A 2,644-nucleotide genomic window follows, 5' to 3' on the forward strand; every position below is an offset into this window, starting at 1 on the left:
AAAGGCGGCGCCGGGCTATGCGATGGCGAAGCTCATCATCCGGCTGATCAACGGCGTGGCCGAAGTCGTGAACAATGACTCCACGATGAACGATCGGCTGAAGGTGGTGTTCATTCCTGACTTCAATGTCAAGAATGCTCACTTCATCTATCCGGCGGCGGACCTCTCTGAACAGATCTCGACGGCCGGCAAGGAGGCATCGGGCACCGGCAACATGAAGTTCATGATGAACGGCGCGCTGACGATCGGAACACTGGATGGAGCCAACGTCGAGATCCGCGAGGAAGTTGGCGACGAGAATTTCTTTCTTTTCGGTCTGACCGCGGATCAGGTCGAGCGCGTCAAGCGCGAGGGTTACCGCCCGGCGGACTACGCAAACGGGAATCCGGAGTTGCGTGAAGTTTTGACGCTGATCGCCGATGGGCATTTCTCACGCGGCGACCGCAACGTGTTCCGGCCGTTGGTCGAGAACCTGCTGCATGCCGATCCGTTCCTCGTGCTGGCCGACTACGCCGACTACGTGGCGTGCCAGGAGCGTGTGAGCGCTGCCTGGCAGGATTCGGGACGCTGGACTCGCATGTCCATCCTCAACACAGCACACGCGGCCAAGTTCTCGTCCGATCGCGCGATCGGCGAGTACTGCGACCAGATCTGGAAAATCCGCCCTGTGAGGATTGCCCTTGACCGGCTTTGAGGCAGGTCCGGCCCCGGGATATCCGGTCGGCCCCGGGTCGCGATTCCCGCCGGGCGCCACGGTGGTGCCCGAAGGCGTCAACTTTTGCGTCTTCGGCCGCCACGCCACGCGGGTAGAGCTTCTCCTGTACGAGGCCCCGGACAGCCCCGAGCCGTTTCAGGTGATCTCGCTCATGCCCGAGTGCAACCGGACGTTCTTTTACTGGCATGTCCTGGTGAAGGGCTTGCCCTTGCGCACGTGCTACACATGGCGCCTCGACGGACCCAGGGATACACAGCACACGGGCTGCGCCTTCGATCCACGCAGGGAGCTTCTCGATCCGTATGCCCGTGCCGTGTGCGACGACCTCTGGATGCGGCCCGGTGCCGGCAAACCATTCGAAGCCGGGCACGCTTCGCACCGTGCCATTGTGGCGGAGCCTGTGCCCGCATCCGGTGCTCGCGTTTCCCGCGGACTGGACGACGCGGTCATCTACGAACTGCACGTTGGCGGCTTCACCCGCGACCGGTCGAGCGGCGTGAGGCATCCCGGAACCTTTGCCGGTCTGATCGAGAAGATCCCCTACCTGAAAGCGCTCGGCGTCACCCACGTCGAACTTCTTCCTGTGATGGCCTTCGATGTGCAGGATGTTCTGCCCGCGGTGGCAGCACGAGGGCTGACAAACTACTGGGGCTACAGCACGCACAGCTTCTACAGTCCGCATCCCGGGTATTGCATCGATCCCGCGCGCGCTCCGCAGGAATTCCGCGCGCTTACGGACGCGTTGCACACTGCGGGCATCGGCGTGTTGCTCGACGTGGTCTTCAATCACACTTCGGAAGGAGACGCTTCAGGGCCGGTGATCAATTTCAAGGGCCTGGCGAATGACATCTTCTATCATCTGGACGCTGGCGACCGGCGCCGCTACCGTGACTACACCGGTTGCGGAAACACCGTCAATTGCAATCATCCGCTGGTAACGGCATTCATTGTCCGATGCCTCGAATACTGGGTGGAAGAACTGGGGGTGGACGGCTTCCGGTTTGATCTGGCAAGCGTCTTTGCGCGCGATCAGCATGGCGATCTCATGAGCGATCCGCCGCTGCCCTGGGCAATGGAATCCTCTCGCATACTCTCTCGCGTGCCGCTGATCGCCGAAGCGTGGGATGCAGGTGGTCTCTATCACGTCGGGAGCTTCCCCGGGATGGCATGGGCAGAATGGAACGGGCGCTATCGGGATGTGATCCGCCGCTTTGTGCGCGGGGACCCCGGCATCGTCGGCGAGGTAGCCACCTGCATCGCAGGGAGCGCGGATCTTTACGCGGACGATGGGAGGCTGCCGGCCAACAGCATCAACTTCGTCACCTGCCACGACGGTTTCACGCTGAACGATCTCGTGAGCTACAACACGAAGCACAACGAGGCCAACGGCGAGGAGAATCGCGACGGCGCCAGCGACAACCTGTCATGGAACTGCGGTGCCGAAGGTGAGACGGGCGACCCCGACATTCTGCGCCTGCGTGGCCAGCAGGCCCGCAACCTGATGGCCGTCCTGTTTCTGAGCCAGGGCGTGCCCATGATCCTTGCTGGCGACGAAGTGCTGCGCAGCCAGCGCGGCAACAACAACTGCTATTGCCAGGACAGCGCGCTTTCCTGGTTCGACTGGCGCTTGCCAGAGGCGGGAGCGGACATGCTGCGTTTCGTGCGCGAGTTGATTGCGCTGCGCAAGCGCCACGCCAGTCTGCGCCGGCGACGTTTCCTCACTGGCCGGCCCTCGTCCGGCCAGATTCTGCCGGATGTCGCCTGGCACGGCGAACGCCTGAACGAGCCCTGCTGGCACGACCCCGGCGCCCGCCTGCTTGTCTTCACCCTCGGCGGTGAAGCATTCGAGGAGCCTGCGCTGCACGTCATTCTCAACATGCACGATTTTCCTCAGCAGGTCGCGCTACCCGTGCTCGACGGGCGATGCTG

2 protein-coding genes are annotated in these 2,644 nt (G+C 62.9%); both read left to right on the forward strand.

Features of this window, described 5'->3' with window-relative positions; translation table 11 throughout:
* Positions 1 to 694: glycogen/starch/alpha-glucan phosphorylase (locus BG61_RS38090; protein ID WP_035943453.1), on the forward strand; the 694-nt coding region annotated here is incomplete at its 5' end.
* 64 nt (positions 695 to 758) lie between these two features.
* On the forward strand, positions 759 to 2,644 hold a 1,886-nt coding region (locus BG61_RS38095), incomplete at its 3' end, for a glycogen debranching protein (protein ID WP_035943456.1).

It is taken from the genome of Caballeronia glathei, assembly GCF_000698595.1.
Classification (GTDB): Bacteria; Pseudomonadota; Gammaproteobacteria; order Burkholderiales; family Burkholderiaceae; genus Caballeronia; species Caballeronia glathei.